The organism is Streptomyces sp. NPDC006265, assembly GCF_040613555.1.
Lineage (GTDB): Bacteria > Actinomycetota > Actinomycetes > Streptomycetales > Streptomycetaceae > Streptomyces.
Genome location: NZ_JBEXSH010000915.1, coordinates 1 through 3,497, shown reverse-complemented (window position 1 = coordinate 3,497; position 3,497 = coordinate 1). Strand labels below are relative to the sequence as shown.

Annotated in this window: 3 protein-coding genes and 2 pseudogenes; 3 read left to right on the top strand and 2 right to left on the bottom strand. The window is 71.8% G+C overall.

Annotation, left to right across the window (positions count from 1 at the left end; all coding sequences use genetic code 11):
- Positions 1-486, top strand: a pseudogene (locus ABZ281_RS42685) (hypothetical protein); the annotation flags it as partial.
- A 16-nt stretch (positions 487-502) separates the two neighbouring features.
- On the opposite strand, the gene ABZ281_RS42680 reads toward ABZ281_RS42685, so the two are convergent.
- The gene (locus tag ABZ281_RS42680) at positions 503-877 is read right to left on the bottom strand and encodes a cupin domain-containing protein (protein WP_142164823.1); all 375 of its coding nucleotides are present in this window, start codon (positions 875-877) and stop codon (positions 503-505) included.
- A gap of 79 nt (positions 878-956) precedes the next feature.
- Between ABZ281_RS42680 and ABZ281_RS42675 the strand changes: the two genes are divergently transcribed.
- Positions 957-1,403, top strand: a complete 447-nt coding sequence (locus ABZ281_RS42675) for a MarR family winged helix-turn-helix transcriptional regulator (protein ID WP_356663439.1) — start codon at positions 957-959, stop codon at positions 1,401-1,403.
- Between the two features lie 171 nt (positions 1,404-1,574).
- Positions 1,575-2,435 carry an alpha/beta fold hydrolase gene (locus tag ABZ281_RS42670; protein WP_356663437.1) on the top strand — a complete coding sequence of 287 codons (861 nt, stop codon included), beginning with the start codon at positions 1,575-1,577 and terminating at the stop codon, positions 2,433-2,435.
- Between the two features lie 105 nt (positions 2,436-2,540).
- Here ABZ281_RS42670 and ABZ281_RS42665 read toward each other — a convergent pair.
- Positions 2,541-3,417: pseudogene (locus ABZ281_RS42665) on the bottom strand (lytic polysaccharide monooxygenase); the annotation flags it as partial.
- Between the last annotated feature and the right edge of the window lie 80 nt (positions 3,418-3,497).

Genomic DNA, 3,497 nt, shown 5'->3' with positions numbered 1-3,497 from the left:
GGCGTCGACCGCGGCCGGGTCGTGCCGAACGCCGTCTCCCGGTCCCTAGTGACGGAACGCCCCTTCGGGCGCGACGAGCTGGACCCGGAGCGGCACCGCCGGGCGCTGCTCTCGGCCGCCGAGGAGATCGGCGCCCGGCTGCGCGCCCTGGAGAAGGTCTGCCGCACCCTCACCCTCACCGTGCGCTACGCCGACCGGTCCGCCACCACCCGCAGCCGCACCCTGACCGAACCAACCGCGCACTCCCCGGCGCTGACCAGGACCGCGTACGGCATGTACGAAGCGCTTGGACTGCAGCGGGCCCGGGTGCGTGCCGTCGCCCTGCGCGCCGAGGGGCTCGACCCAGCCGACCAGGCCTCCCACCAGCTGACCTTCGACCCGGTGGACGAGAAGGTCCGCCGTATCGAGGAGATCGCGGACCAGGCGCGGGCCAAGTTCGGGCCGCGGGCGGTGATGCCCGGGGGACTAGCGGGGCGGGCGGCGTAGCTCCCTCCCCGTGACGTCAGTTGGCCCACGGCGGCACGATGCGGGTGCCGTCGGCCAGCCGTGCCTCCAGGCCGATGGAGGTGGTGACCCACGAGTACGCGGTCCGGTCGGTCGGGTTCTCGACGGTGAGGGTGGCGCCGGGGTTGATGATCACCGTGTCGCCCGCGGCGATCCGTTCGGTGTGGCCGTCGAGGGTGATCAGCAGCTCGCCGTCGAGCAGATGGAAGATCTCCTCCCGGCTGACCGTGTGCGCGGGCGCCTTGAGGCCGGCCGGGATCTCGCCGCGCCAGGCGCACAGCTCCTTGCTGCCGCTGCCCGGGGTGGCGTACGAGACGAAACGGGCGCCGTGGATCTCGTGGATGACGGCTTCGGACGATCGGACGATGGGCACGATGCCTCCAGGTAGTCAAGTAGCTTGACTACATAGTCAGGCTGCTTGACCATCTCGTCAAGGGTGTTTCAATGCATGCGTGCAGAACTCCGAGGCCATGGCCCTGTCCGCAGCCCTGCTCGCCGTCGCCGGCGGGCTCACGCAACGCATCCACGAGGGCGTGCTCGCCCGCGGCTTCGAAGGGGTGCGGCCCGCGCATGGCTTCGCCTTCGCCCGGCTCGCCCCGGACGGCGCCACGGTCACCGACCTCGCCGCCCACCTCGGGGTGACCAAGCAGGCCGCGAGCCAGCTCGTCGACGAGATGGTGCGCAAGGGGTACGTCGAGCGGCGGCCGCACCCCGAGGACGCGCGGGCGCGGCTGGTTGTGCTGACCGAGCGGGGGTGGGCCTGCACCCGGGCCGCGGAGGAGGCGGCCGCGGAAGCCGTGCGGGAGTGGGGGGACCTGCTGGGGGAGCGGGAAGTGCGCTCGCTGGGGCGGCAGTTGCTGCGGATCGCTCCACGCGGGCCCATCCGGCCCGCCTGGTGAGGGCGTGTCGGCCGGAGCATCGCGCGTCGATTACCACTGCAAGTTTTACTGACGCGTAACTTCCCAGTTTGACTACTCGCCCGTAACTTGACGAGTGAACAGCATCCTCGTGATCCGGATCACAGGGCCCCGTGCCGTCGCATCCCCCTTGAGCCGCAAGGAGATCACCCGATGCTGCCCTGGAAACGAGTGCTCAGACCCCTGTCCGCGCTGCTGCTGACCGCCGCCGCCGTCACCGTCCCCGCCACCACCGCCCAGGCCGCCGGCGCCCCGAGCTCCGGCTGGAACGACTACTCCTGCAAGCCGTCCGCCGCCCACCCCCGCCCCGTCGTCCTCGTCCACGGCACCCTCGGGAACTCCGTCGACAACTGGCTGGGCCTCGCCCCCTACCTGAAGGTCCGCGGCTACTGCGTCTTCTCCCTCGACTACGGCCAGTTGGAGGGCGTCCCCTTCTTCCATGGCCTCGGACCCGCCGAGAAGTCCGCCGGACAGCTGAGGGACTTCGTCGACAAGGTGCTCGCCTCGACCGGAGTGGCCGAGACCGACCTCGTCGGGCACTCGCAGGGCGGCATGATGCCCCGCTACTACCTGAAGTTCCTCGGCGGAGCCGCCAAGGTGAACGCCCTGGTCGGCATCGCGCCCAGCAACCACGGCACCGACCTGAACGGTTTCACCAAGCTGCTGCCCTACTTCCCGGGCGCGGCGGACCTGCTGGCGAAGAACACCCCCGCCCTCGCCGACCAGGTCACCGGCTCGGCCTTCCTCGCCAAGCTCAACACGGGCGGCGACACCGTGCCCGGCGTGCGGTACACCGTCATCGCCACCAAGTACGACGAGGTGGTCACACCGTGGCGCAGCCAGTACCTGAGCGGGCCGGACGTGCGCAACGTCCTGCTCCAGGACCTGTGCAGTGTCGACCTGTCCGAACACGTGGCCGTCGGGCTGCTGGACCGGGTCGTCTTCCACGAGGTGGCCAACGCCCTCGATCCGGGGCGTGCCACGCCCACCACCTGTCTGTCGGCCTTCGAATGACACGTGTCATCCGACGTGTCGCCCGTTGACACGTGCCACGGAAACGTTTCGGGGCCTGCCCGGCCTGAGCCGCCGGACAGGCCCCGGGTCGTGGGGCGGTGGAGGTCAGCGGCCCTGGCGGCCGCCGCTCACAGCCCGGCGCCTGGCCGAGAGGAACAGGGCCGAGGCGCCCAGCGCCAGCGCCGCCGCGCCGCCGATCGCGACGTACGGGGGTGGTGCTGTCACCGCCGGTCTCGGCGAGGTTCTCCGTCGCACCGGCCGCCTCGGGCCGGTTGGGCGCGGGTGCGGCGGCCTTCGGCCGGTTCGGCGTGCTCTCCTTCGCAGCCGCGGCCGGCTCCGCTGAGGTGCCGGGGTCGTCGTCGCCGTGACCGTGGTGCTCGACGGTCGACTTGGCGTTGCCGTCCTCGATCTGCTTCTCGCTGGGGGCGGAGGCGGACGGGGCCGGAGCGGCGGCGCCGCCTGCCGCGCCGCCACCGCCGCCGAAGCTGACGTCCGAGCAGGAGTAGAACGCCTCCGGGCTGTCCGACCGCTGCCAGACCGCGTACAGCAGGTGCTTGCCGGAGCGCTGGGGCAGGGTGCCGGAGAAGGTGTAGAAGCCGCCGGTGGCGGCCGGGTCGGTGGACGTCGCGACCGGCTTCGCGAGATCCAGGTCCTTCCAGGCGAGCGGCTTGGCCGGGTTGTAGCCGGGCTTGGTGATGTAGACGGTGAAGGTGCCCTTGTGAGGGGCCGTCACGCGGTACTTGAAGGTGTGCGAGCCGCTGCGGACGCCGGTCGCCGGCCAGTCGGCGCGGGGAAGGTCGAGCCCCTTGAACTCCGCGTTGTTCGCGCTGCAGAGCTTGCCGTCCGGTATGAGCTGCTGGTGCCGGCCGCCCGCGTCGCCGATGCGGATGCCGTTCCAGTCGTAGAGGGCCTGGGTGCCGCCCGCCGCGACCGCCGCCTTGCACGCGGCCGACTTCGGGCTCTCGGGGCCCTCGGCGTAGCACCCAGCGGCGCACGGCGGTCATGGCCTCGGCGTTCCGGCCGACGACATAGCCCAGGAGGACGTCACCGTGGCCGGTGAGC

What these genes read in the sequence shown, in the direction of transcription:
- ABZ281_RS42670 (WP_356663437.1), top strand. Translation starts at nt 1,575, where the DNA reads ATGCTGCCCTGGAAACGAGTGCTCAGACCCCTGTCCGCGCTGCTGCTG.